15 protein-coding genes and 1 riboswitch are annotated in these 21,527 nt (G+C 40.1%); of the genes, 3 read left to right on the top strand and 12 right to left on the bottom strand.

Annotation, left to right across the window (positions count from 1 at the left end; translation table 11 throughout):
• Positions 1 to 3: 3 nt before the first annotated feature.
• The 9 genes from pyrH to uvrA all read right to left on the bottom strand — a co-directional run bounded on the left by pyrH (position 4) and on the right by uvrA (position 13,359).
• Complete coding sequence (pyrH, locus tag HXT48_RS03150; protein WP_004108906.1) at positions 4 to 753, bottom strand: UMP kinase; 750 nt, start codon at positions 751 to 753, stop codon at positions 4 to 6.
• Between the two features lie 174 nt (positions 754 to 927).
• Complete coding sequence (tsf, locus tag HXT48_RS03145) at positions 928 to 1,779, bottom strand: translation elongation factor Ts (RefSeq protein WP_004106601.1); 852 nt, start codon at positions 1,777 to 1,779, stop codon at positions 928 to 930.
• Between the two features lie 100 nt (positions 1,780 to 1,879).
• Entirely contained in the window at positions 1,880 to 2,698 is an 819-nt protein-coding gene (gene rpsB, locus HXT48_RS03140) for a 30S ribosomal protein S2 (RefSeq protein WP_032842488.1), read from the bottom strand.
• A gap of 309 nt (positions 2,699 to 3,007) precedes the next feature.
• The gene (locus HXT48_RS03135) at positions 3,008 to 3,496 is read right to left on the bottom strand and encodes a peptide deformylase (RefSeq protein ID WP_004108893.1); all 489 of its coding nucleotides are present in this window, start codon (positions 3,494 to 3,496) and stop codon (positions 3,008 to 3,010) included.
• 62 nt (positions 3,497 to 3,558) lie between these two features.
• Complete coding sequence (locus tag HXT48_RS03130) at positions 3,559 to 5,598, bottom strand: AMP-dependent synthetase/ligase (RefSeq protein ID WP_076002885.1); 2,040 nt, start codon at positions 5,596 to 5,598, stop codon at positions 3,559 to 3,561.
• A 287-nt stretch (positions 5,599 to 5,885) separates the two neighbouring features.
• Positions 5,886 to 6,476 (bottom strand): hypothetical protein, encoded by a 591-nt coding sequence (locus HXT48_RS03125; RefSeq protein ID WP_004108888.1) that lies wholly within the window; start codon positions 6,474 to 6,476, stop codon positions 5,886 to 5,888.
• Positions 6,477 to 6,839: 363 nt separating this feature from the next.
• A complete protein-coding gene (locus tag HXT48_RS03120) occupies positions 6,840 to 7,970 on the bottom strand; it encodes a GuaB3 family IMP dehydrogenase-related protein (RefSeq protein ID WP_004108887.1) in 1,131 nt (376 codons plus the stop codon).
• A 55-nt stretch (positions 7,971 to 8,025) separates the two neighbouring features.
• Complete coding sequence (gene uvrC / locus HXT48_RS03115; protein WP_421793178.1) at positions 8,026 to 10,365, bottom strand: excinuclease ABC subunit UvrC; 2,340 nt, start codon at positions 10,363 to 10,365, stop codon at positions 8,026 to 8,028.
• A gap of 102 nt (positions 10,366 to 10,467) precedes the next feature.
• On the bottom strand, positions 10,468 to 13,359 hold the full coding sequence (uvrA, locus tag HXT48_RS03110; RefSeq protein ID WP_421793194.1) for an excinuclease ABC subunit UvrA: 2,892 nt from the start codon (positions 13,357 to 13,359) through the stop codon (positions 10,468 to 10,470).
• Between the two features lie 283 nt (positions 13,360 to 13,642).
• Here uvrA and HXT48_RS03105 point away from each other — a divergent pair, with 283 nt between their 5' ends.
• Positions 13,643 to 15,244 (top strand): ABC-F family ATP-binding cassette domain-containing protein, encoded by a 1,602-nt coding sequence (locus HXT48_RS03105; RefSeq protein ID WP_421793176.1) that lies wholly within the window; start codon positions 13,643 to 13,645, stop codon positions 15,242 to 15,244.
• A 46-nt stretch (positions 15,245 to 15,290) separates the two neighbouring features.
• Positions 15,291 to 17,507, top strand: coding sequence for a beta-carotene 15,15'-monooxygenase (locus HXT48_RS03100; protein WP_421793175.1), 2,217 nt, complete (start codon positions 15,291 to 15,293; stop codon positions 17,505 to 17,507).
• Between the two features lie 19 nt (positions 17,508 to 17,526).
• Here the strand turns inward: HXT48_RS03100 and HXT48_RS03095 are convergent, their stop codons facing one another.
• The 3 genes from HXT48_RS03095 to HXT48_RS03085 form a co-directional block, all read right to left on the bottom strand.
• Complete coding sequence (locus HXT48_RS03095) at positions 17,527 to 18,714, bottom strand: pyridoxal phosphate-dependent aminotransferase (RefSeq protein WP_004108878.1); 1,188 nt, start codon at positions 18,712 to 18,714, stop codon at positions 17,527 to 17,529.
• A gap of 93 nt (positions 18,715 to 18,807) precedes the next feature.
• Positions 18,808 to 19,581 (bottom strand): polyphosphate--glucose phosphotransferase, encoded by a 774-nt coding sequence (gene ppgK / locus HXT48_RS03090; RefSeq protein WP_004108876.1) that lies wholly within the window; start codon positions 19,579 to 19,581, stop codon positions 18,808 to 18,810.
• Positions 19,582 to 19,674: 93 nt separating this feature from the next.
• A complete protein-coding gene (locus HXT48_RS03085) occupies positions 19,675 to 20,709 on the bottom strand; it encodes a glycosyltransferase family 2 protein (RefSeq protein WP_064621409.1) in 1,035 nt (344 codons plus the stop codon).
• Positions 20,710 to 20,781: 72 nt separating this feature from the next.
• Positions 20,782 to 20,928, top strand: a riboswitch (FMN riboswitch).
• 6 nt (positions 20,929 to 20,934) lie between these two features.
• Here HXT48_RS03085 and HXT48_RS03080 point away from each other — a divergent pair.
• The gene (locus tag HXT48_RS03080; protein ID WP_064621408.1) at positions 20,935 to 21,504 is read left to right on the top strand and encodes an ECF transporter S component; all 570 of its coding nucleotides are present in this window, start codon (positions 20,935 to 20,937) and stop codon (positions 21,502 to 21,504) included.
• Positions 21,505 to 21,527 lie beyond the last annotated feature (23 nt).

The raw sequence follows: 21,527 nt of genomic DNA, 5'->3' as shown, positions 1-21,527 counted from the left end.
TATTTAAGCAAATGTTGGCTCTGCATTAGACACTAATGTGCCAATAGATTCTCCAACAAGAGCACTAGTTACGTTACCTTCGCCCTCAAGACCAAACACACGAATTTTTTGATTATTATCGCGAGCCATAGAAAGCGCAGACGCATCCATAACAGCTAAACCATCAACGATAGCGCGCTTGTAGTTTAATGTTAGGAACTTACGAGCAGTAGAATCTTTACGAGGATCAGCACTATATACGCCATCCACACCATTCTTGCCCATAAGAACTTCATCGCAATGAATTTCCAATGAACGTTGAATAGAAACAGTATCAGTAGAAAAATATGGCATTCCGGCACCAGCACCAAAAATAACCACACGACCCTTTTCAAGGTGACGAATTGCTTTCAACGGAATATAAGGTTCTGCAACCTGACCCATTGTAATAGCAGTTTGTACGCGAGTTGCTTGCCCTGCTTGCTCAAGAAAATCCTGAAGAGCCAAGCAGTTCATTACAGTGCCCAACATACCCATATAATCACCACGGCTACGATCAATACCTGCTTGCTGCAGTTCTGCTCCCCTAAAGAAGTTACCGCCGCCGACAACAATAGCAACCTGAACGCCTTGATTCACTGCAGCTACTATTTCGCCAGCAATCCTACGAATGACATGAGTATCAATACCAACAGCACCACCACCGAATGCTTCTCCAGAAAGCTTTAATAAAACCCTACGGGACTTTCCTTCATCCGTTTGTGCAATAGCCATACAGATTCCTCCAGTCATAACGGCGAATGAGGTATATCTTTGTCAGTTTATCTATCAATAACGACACTCAAAACGCACGTTAAGCTGGACAATGAATATAAAAATGGGTTGCGCACAACTTGTGCACGCAACCCTATATACAAGAACAAAAATAAATTCTCATATAATTAGTGCTTATTCAGCAGCACCTTTGCCAACCTCAACGCGAGCAAAGGCAAGAGCGGTGCCGCCAACTTCCTTGAACAAGTCACCAACGCTCTTGGATGGATCCTTAACGTATGCCTGCTCGAGAAGTACAGTTTCCTTGAAGAAGGCGTTCATACGTCCTTCAACAATCTTTGGAACAATCTTCTCTGGCTTGCCTTCAGCTAAGGACTTCTCGGTTGCAACGCGACGCTCAGATTCCAAAACTTCTTCTGGAACATCTTCACGGCGAAGCCACTGCGCACCCATAGCGGAAATCTGCAAAGCAGCTTCGTGAGCAACCTTTGCACCAGCTTCGTCAGTAGCAATCATGGAAACGATGCTTGGAGGCAATTCCACAGACTTCTTGTGAGCGTAAATCTCAACGTGTGGACCGCTTACCTTAGCAACCTGACCAACCTTGACATGCTCGCCGAACAAAGCTGCTGCTTCTTCAACAGATTCCTTAACAGTTGCACCATCAGCTGGGGCTGCAAGTACTTCTTCAGCAGTAGAAGCATTAGCTTCAACAGCATGGTCAAGAACAGTGTTTGAGAATTCCACAAACTTTGGTGTCTTTGCCACAAAGTCAGTTTCAGAATTCAACTCAACTGCGTAACCAGTTTCGCCTTCAGCAGACTTAACAACCTTAGAAGCGATGGTACCTTCCTGAGCCTTACGACCTTCACGCTTACCAGCTGCCTGAATACCCTTAGCACGGATGATTTCCTTAGCGCGGGCAACGTCGCCTTCAGCTTCAGTAAGAGCCTTTTTAACGTCCATCATGCCGGCGCCAGTTTCTTCGCGCACCTGCTTAATCAACGCTGCAGTAATTGCTGCCATTTTGTTCTCCTCGTATCAATATGATTCTTAAAAGCTGCAAAAAGCAAAATCAATTGGATTTTGCAGCTTCTAAATAAGAATCTGGTTGCAAATTAGCTTATCAGGCGTTTGCCTCAGTATTTTCTTCCTTGGCAGGCTTAGCTTCAGCTTCGCCTTCCTTGGTGAGCAATTCCTTCTCCCAAGCTGCCATTGGCTGAGCATCATTACCTTCAGACTTAGCGCCCTTACCGGCATGCTCAAGCAAACCTTCAGCTACAGCATCAGCCATCAAGCTAGTCAATAACTCAATGCCACGAATAGCATCGTCGTTGGCAGGAATTGGATACTCAACAGCCTCAGGATCAGTGTTGGTATCAACAATTGCTACAACTGGGATACCAAGCTTATGAGCTTCTTCAACAGCCAAAGCTTCCTTGTTAATATCAACAACGAACATGGCGGATGGAGTGCGGTTCATGTTGCGAATACCACCGAGCTGCTTGGAAAGCTTGTCCTTCTCGCGCTCGAGAAGCAAAAGTTCCTTCTTAGTCAAGCCGGATCCACGAACATCGCTAAAGTCCATTTCCTCAAGTTCCTTCAAGCGCTTTACGCGAGTAGAAACAGTCTGGAAATTAGTCAACATACCACCAAGCCAACGCTCGCAAACATAAGGCATGTTTACGCGAGTTGCCTGATTCTGTACAGCTTCCTGAGCCTGCTTCTTAGTACCCACGAAGAGAACAGTGCCGTTGTGAGCAACAGTCTGCTTGATGAAGTCATAAGCCTTGTCGATCATGTCGAGAGACTTGAACAAATTGATGATATGAATACCATTGCGCTGGGTAAGAATGAACTGCTTCATCTTTGGGTTCCAGCGACGAGTCTGATGACCGAAGTGCAAACCAGCCTTCAGCATTTCGCTCATGGTAATCTGTGCCATATCTATATACCTTTCTTGTCGGTTATTTCCTGGCCATGTCTGTTCGCATGCAACTTGGTTAACACATGTCTAAATCCAAGCCGACCGACACGAACGGACGCGTACATGGCGCGTATTTGCGAATCCGTGTAGACAATAAAAAGCGAGCAATCATACAACGCGGCAATACTCATGCTCAAAATGGACACGCAAAGAGCGATTATATCAGATGCTCAATACTAAAAATCGGCATTCTTGTAGTGATAAAAGCAACAAAAACGCCGATAATTTTTAAAAAATTATTTACGCATAAAGCATAAAAACTAAAACTTAGTTACGCATATTATTGCGCAACTCACGCAACGCTTGACGGCGCACGTCCTTTTCAAGCCTATCTAAATAAATATGACCATCTAAATGATCACACTCATGCTGAATCATTCTAGCCATAAGACCTTCACCTTCAAGCACTACAGTCTTACCATCTAAATCAATTCCACAAGCTCTAGCATAATTTGCACGCCTAGTTTTGTACCATAATCCAGGAACAGAAAGGCAACCCTCGTCGTCGTACTGTTCACCTTTTAGCTCTTCAATTACGGGATTTAAAATATAGCCGATTCGACCATTTATATTGTAAGAAAAAGCTCTAAAACTTACACCAATCTGATTAGCAGACAATCCAGCTCTACCTGGGTCATTTACCGTTTCCAATAAATCATCAACTAAATGTTTCACAGCTGGCGTAATTTCACGAATCTCATCACAAGGAGTTCGCAATACGGGATCCGGAACAATACGAATTTTTCTAATAGACACTCGATTACTCTTTCTTTTATGTAAGTAGAAATAACGAAAACAACTACAAATATGTAAGCTTTTTACTCGACATGTTCATTATGATCACTATGCGATGTCGAAGAGGAATCTGATGAAGATTCTTCACCAAAACGCTTCAAATGATTCGCAGCTTGATCGATAGCTTGACGTACTCGAGGAGTTACAGCTTCCTGAGCTTGCTTAACAGTCTCCTGTGCTTGCTTAACAGTCTCAGTAGTTTTATCGAGAATCTTTACAGTTGCTGGCAAAGGACGAGTATTAGGCTTTGGAGCATACAATTGCGTTTCGATAATATCAGCATAGCGAGCAAGAATCTTCGGACGAACAATCTTCATACTTGGAGTCAAGGTTCCAGCATCTTGAGTAAATTCATCTTGCAAAATAACAAACTTACGAACAGACTCAGCGCGAGAAACAGTACTATTAGCTTGGTCAATAAATTGCTGAATTACTGAACGCACTGCTTCGTTAGTAGCAATCTCACTCATAGTAAGGTTAACATCCATACCCTTATTCTTTAGCCAAGAACGAACCATATCTGGATCAAGCTCAATTAAAGCAGAAACGAATGGCTTACCATCGCCCACTACTACAGCATGAGAAACTAATGGGCATTGAGCAATAATACCTTCCATAGGAGCAGGACTTATATTCTTGCCACCGGCAGTAATAATAATATCTTTTTTGCGACCAGTAATAGACAAGAATCCTTCATCATCTATTGAGCCAAGATCGCCTGAATGCAACCATCCATCTTCATCAATAACTTCTGCAGTGAGCTCAGGCTTATTGAAATATCCCATAAATACGTTAGGACCTTTAATAAGCACTTCATCGTCGTCAGCAAGACGGATAGCTATACCAGGACCAGGTCGACCTACAGATCCAACTTGATTTGCATGCTCAAAATTAACTACACAAGGAGCGGCAGTTTCAGTCATTCCATAGCCTTGAATAAAAGTAATGCCATCAAGACCATTAAAGAAATGAGCCAAATCAGCATCCATTGGAGCTCCACCGCAGGCCAACCATGAAAGATTAGGGCCTAAAGCTGAGCGAATAGACGAGCCAACTGTTTTCATATACATCGCATGATTCATGCGTGCAGCAAGAGAATGAGTTTTACCTTCAACATTGTCGCGAGACCATTGAATGAAATGTTTTACAGCTTTAGCAAAGATACGACCCTTTATACCAGCACCAGCTTTTTGTGACGCAGCATTATAAACTTTTTCAAAAACTCTAGGCACGCCAAGTAAATACGTAGGCTTAAAACTACGCAAATCAGCCAAAAGATGCTTAGCATTAGGCACATATCCAATAACACCGTGAGCACCAATAGCAACATATTGAATGTACCGAGCAAAACAATGCGCCAATGGAAGGAATAAAAGCAAACGATTTGGCTTGCATAACATATCGTTAAGAACATCATAACCAGCAAAAACAATATGCGTAAAATTACGATTTGAAAGCATTGCGCCTTTAGGTCTACCAGTCGAACCAGAAGTGTAAACAATAGTAGCTAAATCATCTGCCTTAACAGCATCAACAGCTTTATTAAGCTCATCATCAGTAGTAGATTTACCAAAATCAACAACGGCTTCCAAGCCACCAGCTTTGAAATTAAATACGGTTTTCAAAGTTATATGTTTATGATCCTGACGAACACGCTCTAAGCATTGAGCATGCGCATCGTCTCCAGCAAAAGCAATAACTGGCTTAACTTCATCGATAATGTCAGCTGCCTGCAATGCTGAATCTGTTTCATAAATAGGAATGCTTACAGCACCAATACATGCACAAGCAAAATCGACAACACCCCACTCATAGCATGTAGCAGAGTAAATAACAACTTTGGAGCCATGCTGAACTCCGAGCGCTATTAAGCCTCGAGCTACTGCACGAACTTTCGCGAGCATTTCAGATGAAGTAACATCATGCCAACGACGAGTTTCATCGTCTTGCCATTGAGCAACCAAGTCTTGTGGGCTACGCATAGCACGATTGGCAAGTAAGGAATAAATGGTATCACCGTCTTGAGTTGGGTGAATGGCTTCTACAGCAAATTCTCGGAGCATATTATTTATTGTACTTGATAACAGAATCGACACGACTGCACGAAGTACAAAAAATAATACTTAATATTGTCATTTACAAACAAACACTGGGAAAAAACTTAGATTCTACAAGTCGTACAAGTTAGAATGTTTAATCTTACAAAAGTGAACCCCTTTATTGCTAAAATTGTTGAAAAATCAGCAAATCAAGCAATAAGGGGCTCATATTTATTTGAATATATGTACATAAGTCTTCAAACGCATTATCATAGATGTCTTATTTCAGCTACCTACTATAAGCGACGATTTTATCCTAGATCTGCATACGTGCAAATCCAACGATTATTTTTCAATTCCAAAGATAACGACGCCCAGTATTTCACAGGTCCTGCACAAATGCGCACAACACCTTCAAAATGATTCGGGCTGACTAACATTCCATTAAACAAACTCGGAACTGCAGGAAAACTACGCACAGCAGAGCGAGTTTCCGAATCGTTATTATCAGTGAAATACTCATCCATCAGTTTCCACATGTTAGTTAATTTAGTAATACAACTTTTTGTTAGAAGCTGCGACATTGCTGGAGAAATAGGCCTACCTCTCGAAATATCTGCAGCTATACAAGCAATTTGACAAGTTTTTAAAGCTAAATTAACAAAAGCCTGCTCATCTCTACTGTCGAAATAACACATTCCAACATGGTATTTCAAGCATTCACGAGAAAAACCAACACTAACTTCACCCTCATATACAGGCAAGCTAATACGAGGTCTACAGAAAACATGTGGAGGATCCTCGTCATTGTTTTTCTTAGTCTTTGAGGACTTATCTTTCAGCTCATCATCACTGTAATCGTTATCATCCATGCCATAGGCATCAGCAAAATCTATCTTCATGTTTCTCTCCTGTTTTAACAATTATTTAAAACTGTTGTTATTTAAAACTTGTTAAGCTTATATTTCTACAAACTAAACGAGTTTAGATAAAAGCTTACAACGTAATTTTTCTCTAACTGCGTAATTAATAAAAATGTGGATAAATTACAAAATATTCGTCGTTTTCATTGAAAATAAACGATTTTATGCGTGTTGAATTATACACATTACGGTTTAAAAGAATAGCAAATATAGCTAAAAATCATATTTATACATGAATCAATAGAATGTTCATATAGATATATGCATTTTGAAAACAAAAATAGCGGTTCAGAACAAATTACTGAACCGCTATATTTCATGCAATAAGCATCATACTTAACACTAACGAATATCTTGATGGAATGGATTAAATACTACGCTACAACGCTGGAAGCTCTTAACATCAACATAACCTGTAGAAGCCATTGTTCTGCGCAATGCACCAACAAAGTTTGTAGTACCATCTGCTTCATGACTTGGGCCAAAAAGAATATTCTCTAACGGAGCCACAGTGCCAACATTTGAGCGCATCCCGCGAGGAAGCGATGAATGACGAGCCTCAGCACCCCAATGAGTGCCATGACCAGGAGCCTCAGTTGCGCGAGCTAATGGAGTACCAAGCATAACTGCGTCAGCTCCAACTGCAAGAGCCTTAATAAAGCTGCCGGAATTACCCATTCCTCCATCAGCAATAATTTGCACATAACGGCCGCCGGATTCATCCATATAATCCCTACGAGCTTCAGCAACATCCGCAATAGCAGTAGCCATAGGTGCTTGCACACCTAAAGTATTCATGGTTGCGGATACTGCTCCGCCGCCAAATCCAACTAAAATACCTGCAGCTCCAGTTCTCATCAAATGAAGAGCAGAAGTATAATCTGCGCAACCTCCAACAATAACAGGAACATCGAGATCGTAAATAAACTTCTTTAAATCAAGAGGTTCATGATCTTTAGAAACATGTTCCGCAGATACTGCTGTTCCGCGAATCACGAATAAATCAACACCAGCTTCTAGAACAGTGTTATATAATTCTTGCGTGCGTTGTGGAGAAAGAGCTCCTGCTACTGTCACTCCAGCATCTCTGATTGTATGCAAACGCTTTGCAATCAATTCTGGTTTGATTGGCTCAGTATAAATCTCCTGAATGCGGCGAGTTGCAATGTTTGACGGCAACTCAGCTATTTCTTTTAACAAAGGTTCTGGATTCTCATATCGAGTCCATAAACCTTCTAGATCAAGAACTCCAAGACCACCCATTTGACCAATTGCAATCGCGGTATCCGGACTAGTAACCGAATCCATCGGAGCAGCAATAATTGGGATATCAAACGTATAAGCATCTACTTGCCATGAAGTAGATACAGCTTGAGGGTCACGCGAGCGACGCGAAGGAACAATAGCAATATCGTCAAGCGAATATGCAACTCGGGCTTTTTTGCCCAAACCAATTTCAATTTCCTGAGACATACTTCTTAGGCTAGTGCCCTATGCTGACGAGTTGCGACTCATAGTAATTCAAAAGCTACTTATCATTATTTTTACGCAAAGCACTGTATATAGCTTTTGCTTTATTCTCACCAATTCCAGGCACTTTTTGCAAATCTTCTAATGAAGCATTTTTCAAAGATTTTATTGAACCAAAAAATGCAAACAAACGCTTGCGATACACTGCTCCAATTCCAGGAATTGCATCAAAAGTAGAATGCAATGAACCTTTTCTTCGCAATTTACGATGATACGAAATAGCAAAACGATGAGACTCGTCTCTAGCGCGCTGCAATAAATACAATCCTTCTGAGCTTCTCTTAAAAATGATTGGATAATCTTCGTCAGGAAGCCACACTTCTTCAAGCTTCTTAGCTAAACCACAAACAGTAATATCACTTACGCCAGCATCTTTCATAGCTCTTTTAGCAGCTTTTGCTTGTTCTTTTCCTCCATCGACAATAATTAATTGAGGTTTATAAGCAAAATGCCGCGCACTAGTCAATGAATTAGCTGAAAAATGCTTATTAGAAATACTGTTAGCATCGCAAATATTAATATCAGATGAGTCAGATATATCTGATGAATCTGATGCATTTGTATCAAGCCTATCTTCTACATAAACATCTTTATGCTTAAATCTTCGCAATAATGTTTCATAAACAGCACTTAAATCATCTGTTTTACCATCACCATGTTCACCTCGAACCGCAAAATGACGGTACTCACTAGGACGAGCAACACCATCTTCAAAAACAACCATAGAAGCAACTTGATAACTGCCATCAACTGTATTTGAGATATCATAACATTCAATTCGCAAAGGAGATTTACTCATTCCAAGCACTTTTGCTATTTCATTCATAGCTTCTGTTCTCATATCTATGCTGTTGATACGACTAGATTTTATTCGTTTCAATTCCTGACTAGCATTATCGTTTGCACGATCCATAAGAGCACGTTTTTCTCCGCGCTCTGCAACTCTAATACTTACTTGAGAACCACGAATATTGCTAAGCCACAATTCAAGCTCTTGCTTACGTTCATCAGAAATTTTAATTGGAACTATAATCTCACGAGGAACAGGCGAAATAGGAGCAAGTAAATCCTCACGACCTGTTCTCTCTTGACGTTCACGACGAGTTTTAGTAGCTTGCGCTCGCAATATTACATCAGTTGCAGTAGCTTGTTGCGTAGAGCTAACAGCGTCGCGAACTTTCTTAATGCTAATAGTATCTTCATGGTTTTGTGTGTAATTTTGTTCATATTCTGCGTATACGCGAGTTAATAAATCAGCTATAAGATCACTGTCACTAATATGCTCATTTCGTTCTACCGACCAATTTTTCTCTCCACGAATCATTCCAGCTCTGACAAAAAATACATGAATTGACGCTTCAAGCTCATCTCCGCAGAATCCAAAAACATCTGCTTCTACATCATTGTCAAACACAACTGCATTTTGTTGCAAAATAGTGTTCAAAACAGCAATTTCGTCACGCAATTTAGCTGCACGCTCAAATTCTAGCTCTTCACTTGCTTCTTTCATCTCATTCTTAATTTGTGAAATATAAGACTCTCCAACACTGCCTGTAAGTATGCCAACTACATGTTCTACCATCTTGCGATGTTCGCTAGGATCTATGTTTCCTATACAAGGAGCTGAACATTTACCAATCGAAGCAAATAAGCAAGGTCTACCAGTCCTATGAGCTTTGCTAAAAACAGAGGATGAGCATGTACGAATAGGAAAAGTTTTAAGTAAAGAATCTAAACTATGACGAAGAGACCACACTTTTGCATACGGACCAAAATATCTAGCATGCCGCGCACTACGATTTCTAGTAATCCATACTCTTGGAAAAGTTTCCTCTAGCGAAACTGCAACATAAGGATATGTTTTATCGTCACGAAAAACTACATTAAACCTAGGGTTAAAAGCTTTAATCCAAGTATATTCAAGTGTAAGAGCCTCAAATTCAGTGCTTACAACAGTCCATTCCAAACTGCGAGCTGTAAGAACCATAGATTGAGTTCTAGGATGAAGTTGGTAAAGAGGTTGAAAATAATTCGCTAAACGATTGCGTAAATTTTTTGCTTTTCCAACGTAAATAACTCGCCCCTCGCCATCACGCCACTTGTATACTCCAGGTTGCGCTGGAATATCACGAGAAGCTGGACGGAATAAATCACGAGTATCACCAAGCAATGGAGCTCCTAATGCATTTACTCTTTCATCATCAAATGATGAATCTTTCGAAAACTGTTCATCTATTATTGCTTGCGTTTTACGCCATTTTTCACTATCTCTCATCCTATTTTCTTCTTGCAAATCATATGCTTTATAAGAATTTTTATTAAGATTATTATCTTTCATTTTCACCTCCTTTCCTAAACAAGATTTATGCAACTATTCATAAGATTTGTCGAGTAAATTTCTCAGTTCAGCAAATTACAGATCGGTAACTTTTTTGAACTTTTAATGTAACATTTGCTTAAGGAATTTACCTGTCCAACTCTCGCCATTACGCGCTACGCTCTCAGGACTACCTTCTGCAACTAAGGTTCCGCCTTTATCTCCTCCTTCTGGACCTAAATCAATAATCCAATCTGCAGATTTCACAACATCAAGATTATGTTCAATTACAATAACACTGTTGCCTTTATCTACAAGAGATTGCAAAACCGCTAGAAGTTTCCTAACATCTTCAAAATGCAGTCCAGTAGTAGGTTCATCGAGAATATAAACTGTTTTACCAGTAGATCTTCTCTGCAGCTCTGTAGCAAGCTTTACTCGTTGAGACTCACCGCCAGAAAGTGTTGTTGCGCTTTGACCAAGACGAATATAGCCCAAGCCAACTTTTACTAAAGTATCTAAATATCGAGAAATAGAAGGATATGCTTTGAAAAATATTGCAGCTTCACAAATAGGCATATTAAGAACATCTGCAACAGACTTTCCGTTATATGTAACTTCCAAAGTTTCACGGTTATAACGTTTACCATGACAAACTTCACACTCTACGTATACGTCAGGCAAAAAGTTCATTTCTATTTTTAAAGTACCGTCGCCATGACATGCTTCACATCTGCCTCCTTTAACATTAAACGAGAAGCGACCAGGACCATAGCCACGAACTTTTGCTTCTGGAGTCTGAGCAAACAATGAACGTATTTTATCCCAAACACCAGTGTAAGTTGCTGGATTAGAACGAGGAGTTCTTCCTATAGGATTCTGATCGACATGCACTACTTTGTCACAAAGCTCAATACCATCAATACGTTTGTGCTTTCCTGAAACAATTCGAGCACCATTTAGTTTGTCTGCAAGAACAGGATACAAAATTGAGTTTATAAGTGTTGATTTACCAGATCCAGATACACCCGTTATGCATGTGAATACTCCCAAAGGTATGCTTACATCAATATTTTTTAAATTATGCTCATGGGCATTAATTATATGAAGCATACGATTTTCGTCTACACTACGACGTTGTTTTGGCACATCTATTGAGCGTCTGTGAGCAATATAATCTCCAGTAATTGAACGCTGAGCTTTAATAATTCCATCAGACGGACCTGAATATACTACTTCTCCTCCGTGCTCACCAGCTTCTGGACCAATATCAACAAGCCAATCAGACTGACGAATGGTATCTTCATCATGCTCAACAACAATAAGCGTATTACCAAGATTTCGCAGATGATGCAATGTTGCAATCAAACGCTCATTATCTCTTTGATGCAATCCAATAGACGGCTCATCAAGCACGTACATAACACCAACTAAACCTGATCCAATTTGAGTAGCTAAACGAATACGTTGAGCCTCTCCACCAGACAAAGTTTTTGCAGCTCTTGAAAGAGTAAGATAGCTTAAACCCACATCGTTCAAAAAACCAAGTCGAGCACGAATCTCTTTTAATATTTCTGTTGCAATTACTGCTTGAGAACCATCCAAATGCAAAGCATTTACCCACGCTAGACTTCGCTCTACTGGCATATCGCAAACTTCAGCTATGGAAGTATTAGATACTGTAACCGCAAGAACTTCTGGGCGTAAACGCTTTCCATTACATTTTTGGCATGGAACTTCACGCATATACGACTCATAATATTGACGCATTTGATCAGAATCAGTTTCGTCATGTTTGCGCATAAGCGTACGAACTACACCTTCAAAGCCAGTAGAATATTCACGCTGACGCCCCCACCTATTTGTGTAGGAAACTTGAACCGTGAAATCATGACCATACATGATGTCATATTTAACGTCTTCCGCTAGATCCTTCCACGGAGTATTCATATCAAAATGCAAATCTTTAGCAAGTCCTGAAAGTATGTGCTGATAATACATTCCAGCTGACTTATTCATTGCCCACGGCTCAATAGCTCCTTGCGCAAGAGATTTGTCTGGATCCGGAATAACAAGTTCAGGATCAATTTCGAGATTGTATCCAATACCAGAACATTCAGAGCAAGCACCATAAGGAGCATTGAATGAAAATGTTCTAGGCTCGATCTCATCAAGCTCTAATTGATGATTATTTGGACATGCACGATGTTCCGAAAATGATTTACGACGCGTTTGCGAGTCTTCTGGTTCGTCAACAAAATCAGCAATTACTACTCCTTTAGATAGTTTTAATGCTGTTTCAATCGAATCAGTTAATCGAACACGAATGCCATCTTTAATAACTAAACGATCTACTACTACTTCAATTGTATGTTTCTTCTGTTTAGTAAGAGTAATATCTTCAGAAAGCTCATGCATTTGCCCATCAATAATCGCACGAGCATAACCATCTGAGCGTAAAAGCTCAAGCGTATCTTTAAATTCTCCTTTACGTCCACGAACTACTGGAGCAAGAATTTGCAATCTCGTACGTTCTGGCATAGCAAGCAATGAATCTGTCATTTGCTGAGGAGTTTGAGAACTTACTATTTGACCACATTCAGGACAGTGAGGCACACCAATCCTAGCAAACAATAATCGCAAATAATCATATATTTCTGTAATAGTTCCAACAGTAGAACGAGGATTGCGATTCGTAGTTTTTTGATCAATAGAAACAGCAGGACTTAGACCCTCAATAAAATCAACATCAGGCTTATCCATACGCCCTAAAAATTGGCGAGCATAAGCACTAAGCGACTCAACATAGCGTCGCTGACCTTCTGCAAAAAGCGTATCAAACGCAAGCGAGGACTTACCAGATCCAGAAAGACCAGTAAAAACAACCATACGATTCCTAGGAATCGACAAACTTACATTTTTTAGATTGTGCTCTCTAGCACCCTGGATAGTTATTTTCCATTCAGAAGGAATACTAGATAAATCAGCTATAAAAGTACCGTTGTTAGCGCACATAGGAGCATTATCAAGCAATTCTTGCAACGAGTCGTTTTGTTCATTCGCCTGTTCTGACACAATTACCTCCACACTTCCCCATAATCACTTGAATATTCCCAACCAATACCAAATTTTATCACTAACAAGAAATTATAGAACAAGTGTTCGAAAAAGTAAAGTATTTGACTATCAACCACTTGCTGTATTCGTTACCAGTAAGCAGTATAATAGTGAGTTTGCTTATGACTTTTATAAGTAATAAATACTAACAGCCTAAATTTTGGGGAACGGAACAGACATTATGCCTATTGACGCACAAGCTTTAACCATTCAGATTGGTGCGCGAACGCTGTTAAATCCTACCGATTTTCACATCACAAAGGGAGATAAGATCGGTTTAGTCGGCAGAAACGGCGCAGGCAAAACTACGCTTACTCGCGTTATTACAGGAGACATGCTGCCAGCAGGAGGCTCGGTTAGAGTTAGTGGAGGTTTAGGCTACTTACCTCAAGACACACACGCAGCAGACCCAGAACAAAGCGTTATAGATCGCATTATGAGCGCTCGAGATATTGCTTCTATCGTTTCGCGTATTCGCAAAGCGGAAAAAGAAATGACAGATCCAGATCCAGACATAATGACTAAAGCTATGAACCGCTACGACAAAGCAATGCAAGATTTTGAAAAAGCAGGCGGTTATTCAGTGCAATCTGAAGCAATATCGATGGCAACAAGCTTGGGACTTCCACAAGAAGTTATGCAACAAGCTTTAGGCACACTTTCAGGTGGTCAACGTCGCCGCATAGAACTTGCTAGAATTCTGTTTTCTGACGCAGACACATTAATTCTCGATGAGCCTACAAACCACTTAGACGCAGACTCAATAATATGGCTTCGCAATTATCTTAAACGATTTGAAGGTGGTTTCCTAGTAATTTCTCACTCCACAGAATTACTAGACGAAGTAGTAAACAAAGTATGGCATTTAGATGCTCAACTTGCAAAAATAGACATGTACTCAATGGGCTGGAAAGCATACTTGCATCAGCGCGTAGTGGACGAAGAAAGACGTCGTCGCGAACGAGAAGTTGCAGAAAAGAAAGCTGAACGCCTTATGAAACAAGGCATTCGCTTGCACGCAAAAGCTACAAAAGCAGTTGCTGCTCAAAACATGATGCGAAGAGCTGAACGCTTATTAAGCGAAACAAGTGAAGCTCAAAAACAAGAAAAAGTTGCAGATATTCGTTTTCCAGAACCAGCTGCATGCGGAAAAACTCCAATTATGGCAAAAGATATTTCCAAAGCGTATGGTTCTAATATTGTTTTCGCTGGAATTAATCTTGCTATAGACAAAGGTTCACGTGTTGTCATTCTAGGCTATAACGGTGCTGGAAAAACAACAACATTACGAATTTTGGCAGGAGAAGAAACAGCAGATACTGGTGAAGTTCAATACGGACACGGATGCAAAATCGGTTATTTTGCACAGGAACACGATACATTAGACTTGGATTCTACAGTTTTGGAAAACCTTCAGCATGTTGCACCAAACCTGGATGACACACAAGCACGTTCTATGCTTGGCAGCTTCCTGTTTTCTGGCGACGACGCAATGAAGCCTGCCAGAGTGCTTTCAGGTGGCGAAAAAACACGTCTGGCACTTGCAACACTAGTAACTTCCAAAGCCAATGTGCTACTGCTGGACGAACCTACTAACAACTTGGACCCAGCATCTCGAGATGAAATACTTAAAGCTATTGCAAAATATGAGGGAGCAATCGTTCTTGTTACACACGATGAAGGTGCAGTTCAAGCCTTACAACCTGAGCGAGTGCTACTCATGCCTGATGGCGACGAAGACTTGTGGAATGACGAATATCTCGATTTAGTTGCCGAAGAGTAAAATGTTGAACTGAATTACTTGAATTGTACAATAGAATGGTTAAGCAGTGATTTCAACATACGCGTCTAAGACTTTGCCAAATACGACGAATAGTGCCAACAGCCGTATAAGCAATCAAATTGACAATCATTGCATAAAACGTGCGCTACATTTTTTGCGAACACCATTCATCGTAATAATTCTTATAACCTTATTTGAATGTTCTATTGGAAATCTGCCATTTTGGAGCAGTGTTACAGGAAGCACAGATAGCATTTCTGCGCACAACGATATAGGTTCTGGAATTAGACGCTTAGATTCTGGCGGCATTCTTATAACGGATCCTTCAGAAGCATATTTAGAAGTAACATCCGACGGAAGTTCGCCTTATATTCGCTTAGAGCCTGCAATTATTAAAAAGAAAAGCAAAAATAATAATCTTATTTCAAACATCAATGTTTTAGTTGAAGCAAACAAATACTTAAGCAAACCTCAAAGCACAAACACTGCTTCTTTAGACCCATCTTTGCTTAAACTTCCAAAACAAGCAGTAGGAAAATCTTGCATTGTAAGAGTATGGCTGCAACATCCAATAGGATCAATATTAAATATTGAAGACTCAAGAGCAAACGTTCGAGTGCCTTTTAGGTGGTCATGGGGTCGCGTATTAATACTTGCTATTTTTGCATTTCTTGTTACGCTTTGGAATCCTTGGTCCAAGCTTTGGAAAATTAAACTCAACACTCATAGTCTTATTCAACGTTGCTGCTTTGCTGCTTCTCTTCTTCCATTTATTGCTGTTGGTTTAATAACTATTTTTTGGAATTTACGAAACGCAACTCCTATGCATTTTTACACAAACGGTAATTATGCATATGATTTTGATCAATATGCCCACACTGCAGACGCATTGTTAAAAGGTCAAGTGCATTTAAATCTTCCTGTTCCTAATGAGTTAGAACACTTGCAAAATCCTTACGACCCTACGGCTAGAAATAATTTGTTAAACCACTCAGTACAGCATATGTATTGGGATTACGCATACTACAAAGGTCACTGGTACTCCTACTTTGGAGTTCTTCCAGCAATATTGCTATTTTTGCCTTATCGCATTATTTCAAGACTATGGACTCCTGAAGGCTCTATGCTTCCAACAACAGTAGCTACGATAATATTCTTAATTGGTTTTCTTATCGCAGGCTCCCTATTGGTTATTCGAATTATTGAGCAGACTTCAAAAAAAGTATCTTTAGGAACGACATCTATTGTTCTTGCTTTATTCTTCATTACTTCAAATACAGTGTATTTGTGGTTTAGAACGTCATTTTATTCCGTACCTATGGCAGCCTCACTTTTCTTCACATCTCTTGGATTGTGGTGCTACCTAGGTTTTAATAGAACACACTCTTTGCTAAATATTGTTTTAGGTTCTTTCTTTATTGCATTAAATTTAGGATGCAGACCTACTTTTTCTATAGCTGTTCTTTTTGCACTTCCTGCAATTTATTCACACATAGAAAAAGATTTACCAAATATTTTGCGCAACTGGAAACAAGTTTCTTCATGGTATAAGCCTTTTAAATATTTTGCAGCTTGGATACTACCATGCATAATTACTGCAATTCCATTTGGTATTTATAATCTTTTGCGCTTTGGCTCACCGTTAAATTTTGGCAATGAGTATCAAATAACTATTACTGACATGACGACTATGCGCTTGCCGTCACAAAATATTTTGCCGTCTATTTTTAGCTATATTGCGCTACCTTTGCGTTTTATTCCAACTTTTCCTTGGATTGGTATTCAGCCTATCGCATTTGACCGTTGGCAATATGCAGAGCCTATGATTGGCGGAATGCTTACACTTTCACCATTAGCATTGGTTGGCATAGTATGCGTATTTATTATGAAAAAACACTGCCGTACGCATATTGCTTGGCGCACAAGCGTAATAGCTATAATAGTTGGGCTTGTTCTTATTGTTTTTGACAGTTTAAAAGCTGGTATCGGATGGAGATATATTGCTGATTTTGCATGGGCTTTTGCCATAGCTGCCGCAATTGGAATTAGCTTGCTTTTAGAGTATGCGTCCACCTTGCAATCAGAAAATTCTTTACATAAAAAAACTATTGCTTACACAATACGCTTACTTGTAGCAGTATTGCTATTTGCTTCTATTGCTATTGCTGTACTCAGTTGGTTTGTTACAGGACGTGAAGACAGCACGCTTCGTTTTAATCCAAACTTATGGTTCGCGTTTAGAAGTTGGATGACATTGTTTTAAATAATTATTTATATAATTACTATTCTTCTAACAATGCATCTACAGTTCGAAGAAGCGCATGTAATCCGCTAATAAACTGTTGCGGCTCTGGCAATAATGACAATGCTAAATACCCATTAACTGGCATATCGAAATAATATCCAGGTTGAGAAACTAGATTATAATCTTTCATCAATCTCAAAGCTAATACATCATCGTCAATGCAAGATGGTACACGCAATAAAATATTCCATCCGCCTTCTGCACGCAACGCGCTAACACAGCATTTAGGCGTGGATACCAACGTTTCTCGAAGCGTATGCAGATTATTAATAACACGATTCCGTACAATAGCGCTTTGAGAAGATGCATATTGCAATAATTCTGGTATTCGCTCAGAAACAGTATTACCAATAGGCAAAAAATCATCCGCTATAACGTCAAGCCTTTTTTGTGCTTCATAAACATCATCTTTAGGACCTGAAACTTCAATCCAACCAACTTTGGCGTGAGGAGCAGCAAGCATTTTGGAGAATCCATCAAGCGCAAAAACTAAAGTAGAAGATTCTCCAGCAAAACGAGCATTGCCAGCAAAAGATTCAAGCGAATATTCATAAAATACTTCGTCTGCAATAATCGCAACACCATTATCACGACATAATTGCAATAGTATTTCACGTTCTTCAGGCTTGACATATGAGCCTGTAGGATTATTTGGATTAATAAGCACAAGAGCTTTAATACGCAAAGACGCATCTTCTAAAAGTTCTCTAACACGCGCAATATCAATAGTCCAAGAACCATCATAGTGCAAAGGATACGGTATTGCATTCACGCATTGCAAGCGTGCAATAGACTCTATAAGAGGATATCCAGGAGTTGGTCCCATAACAGCATCCCCTGCATCGCATAAAAGCATCATAAGCCATGCGTAAGCTTGAGAAGTTGAAGAAAGCACATAAAGCTGATCTGGATTAAGCTTTGGTGGAACAGACTTTTCAGTGCGGTTATCTCGCTTATTGATGAAGTTTGAAAGAATATCGCGAATTTCCTTAGGACCTCTAGGGTCTGCTGTGTAACATCCGCTTAAACATTGAGGAGCTAAGCCGTGAGACGTTGGATTGGAATCATTTAATTTAGTAAGCTTTACGCCATTAAAAATAGCTTTTCGCTGAGCTAAAATAATAGGATTTGGCTCACTCACATCTACTCTAGAAGAAAATCGCACGAAACTACCCTAACACTTGGCATAACAAAAGCTGGGCTGCAGTATAAACTGCTCACCCAGCTCAATAGATAATAAATAATATTTAGTTATTTTTTAGTTTTGCTGCATTTTTTGCATTGCATAGTAAGCTGCACCAATAATTCCAGCCTCATTATGCAATGTTGCAACAACAATAGGAGTTTTAATATCGATATGCGGCAAGAACTTTTCGCTTACGCGGCTAACGCCACCACCGACAACAAACAAATCTGGGTTGAAATACTTTTCCATCAAGCCGTAGTACTTAGTCAAACGCTTAGCCCACTTCTTATAGCCCATATCCAACTTTTCACGAACAGAAGAAGCAGCGTACTTTTCAGCATCGCCCTTACCTTTTTCAAGCTGAATATGACCAAGCTCAGTGTTTGGAATAAGCACACCGTTGTAAATCAAAGCCGTGCCGATACCAGTGCCAAGAGTAGTAGCAATAACCAAGCCATCCTTGTCTTTTGCCGCACCAAAACGCTGCTCAGCTAAACCAGCAGCATCAGCATCGTTAACTACTGTTACAGGACGACCACACGCCTCACTAAAGACTTCAGTAACATCAACACCAATCCAAGACTGGTCAAGATTTGCCATAAAATCGAGCTTCTTACCAGGCTTAATTGGAGCAGGGAACGCAATTCCAACAGGAACATCTGCAGGTACTTCAAAATGTTCAAGCTGCTGACGAACAATATCTGCAACTGCTTGAGGCGTAGAAACCGCAGGAGTGAGAATTTTGTATCGAGGTTCTGCGAACTCTCCCTTTTCCAAATTTACTGGAGCAGCCTTAATACCGGATCCACCAATATCGACGCCAAATGCTTGTGCAGTGTCAATCATTTCACTAACACTCCCCTCTGAATGTGTGCTGTATGGACAATTACCAGTATTCTATCGTATATTTGATACGACACGCTTACTGTTTACTAACTTCTACTTCAACGAAGGCATAGGTTTCCAGTCTTGATCGTGCAAAATTTTTCGAGAATCAATCCAGCCGGTAAACAATTTACCAATACCCGAAATAATATGCTCACGATCGACAGCAATCAAACGAATAATCTCTTTAGCAGCTGTTAAAGCAGTTCCAAGCGCAAACATAAACGGACGAAAATCGCCATGAACCATAAAGTAGCGAGCCATAAAGCCTCTATTTCGCATAATATGATAACGATTCATGTCAGATGTTGAATTTAGCTGACGCACTCCTGCAATATCCCAATTAGGAATATCACGAGTGCGACGAAGAATAATATCCGGAACAACAATAGGGTTCGTAACCTTACTCGCAAGATACCCGTAAGTAGTATCATCCCAGTAAATAAAGTAGCGCGAATCCGGGAAGCCGATTTTTTCAACTATATCTCGACGAATCAAGCCGCCCTCAAAACACATCGTATTCATAACTTTGTATCCAGCTCTGCCGAAAGCAGCAGGAGCAATAGGATTTGGAATACCAAGCGGAACCAAAAAATCATACTGCCAGTAGAAATTACCGCCGTCGTAATCTAAACGACTTCCTTGAACAACAGCGTGACGCTTAGTCCAAGGAGCAAGACGCTCAATAGATTCAGGCACTGTTTCAACATCGTCATCCATAACCCAGAACCACTTAGCTCCAAGTTCATAAGCTTTTTTAACACCAGCACTAAAACCGCCAGCACCACCAAGATTTTCATCTTGCGGAGCATACACAACATGAAGTTCATTGCCTTCACAATCTTTTTGAGCTTTACCCCAACGATTAGTTAAAGAAGCTTCAAGACGAGCAACCATTTCGCCGGTTGTGTCACTGCACTCATTGTCAACAACGACAATACGCCAAGGGCATTCTTTTAAACATTCAAACGAATGAAATAAATTCTCCAAAAGCTCTTGACGCTTATAAGTGACAACAACAATAGCTAATTTATCAATGCTAGTTGCGTTATTAGTACTAATTTTTTTTGATGCACTCGTATTGCTCATACTTGTATTCTCGCACCTACCCTCGCCACACAATTATCACAACAATGTTCTTAGCATGAGATACAAAAGAATAGTTAGTTTCAGGGAAGGTGAAAATCCTTACTGGCGGTAACAAAATACGTGTTTCATGCGTTTTTGAAGCCCGCGAGCAGCTTACAAGCTGCTGATTCGGTTAAATTCCGAAGCCAACGGTTACAGTCCGGATGAAAGAAACGGAGACCCATCATGGGCATTTCTAATACAAATAATCACCAAACTTATGCAAAGAACTCTAACTGGTCTAGCGAAAAAATAGCAAAATACGCTCTATTCGTGGCACTTTCAATGGCTGTAAGTTTCATAGAATTTCCACTTATTCCAGACCTCAGCTATCTTAAATACGATCCTTCTGGAATCGTGTGTCTCGTAGCAGGATTCGCGTATGGTCCTGCAGCTGCAGCAATCGTAAGCATACTCGGCTTTGCACCACACTTATTTACCAATCCACTCGGCACAGTTATGGCAGTGCTAGTATCTTTAGGAGCTAGCGTTACAGCAGCAATCGTATACAAAAAAATGCATACCAAAAAAGGCGCAATCATTGCACTTTTGGCAGGCTCGATTGCTGCTATTGCTCTTGCAATAGGTGGAAATCTTGTTATTACTCCTCTTTACGCTCACATAACTGTTTCGCAGGTTGCGGCTCTTATTCTTCCAGCATTACTGCCATTTAATATTATTAAACTTGCTTTGCACGTAGTAGTAACTTTGCTTATTTACAAACCAATTTCTAACCTGCTACACGAAAATAAATAATTATCCCAAACGGAATAGTTATG

This window comes from Gardnerella sp. KA00127 (assembly GCF_049244125.1).
Lineage (GTDB): Bacteria > Actinomycetota > Actinomycetes > Actinomycetales > Bifidobacteriaceae > Bifidobacterium > Bifidobacterium swidsinskii.
Note: the sequence above shows the minus strand (reverse complement) of the source record. Positions and strands in the feature narration are given on the sequence as shown.